Origin of the sequence: Pseudonocardia sp. SID8383 (genome assembly GCF_009864975.1) — a bacterium.
Classification (GTDB): domain Bacteria; phylum Actinomycetota; class Actinomycetes; order Mycobacteriales; family Pseudonocardiaceae; genus Pseudonocardia; species Pseudonocardia alni.
Map to the genome: position 1 here is coordinate 1 of NZ_WWFY01001012.1, position 482 is coordinate 482.

Genomic DNA, 482 nt, shown 5'->3' on the forward strand with positions numbered 1-482 from the left:
GCTGGGGCGGCGTGCCGCCCCAGGGTGGCGGGCAGCAGGCCCCGCAGCCGGCCCCGGCGCTGACCGGCGGCGGAGCGCCCGACGGACCCCGGCCGGACTCCCAGGTCGCGGTGAACGGGAACGGTCGCGGTGGGTCGCTGCCGTCGATGGTCGCGGGCTCCGACGGCCCGATGACCCCGACCTTCGAGGCCGGCACGCCCTCGTCCACGACCGCGCGCAACGGCTCGGCCTCGAGCCTGCCGACGCGCCGTCCGGGGTCGTCGCTGACGAAGAACGCGGCCCCCGGCGACGCCGGCGAGCAGACCGCCGACGGGTCGGCCCCGACCCTGAACGGGTCCGCTCCGCAGGGTCTGTCGGCCTTCGCGCCGTCGCAGGACGGCGCACGCGACGGGCGGACCCCGGCCGACGTCTTCACCCCGGCCGACGAGGCCGGCTCCGGCCCCGCCGACGGCGACGCCCCGCACGGCGCCGAGGCGTTCCGG

At 79.9% G+C, this 482-nt stretch carries 1 pseudogene; it reads left to right on the plus strand.

What is annotated here, in order from left to right:
* Positions 1–482 (plus strand): annotated as a pseudogene (locus tag GTW08_RS24265) (hypothetical protein); the annotation flags it as partial.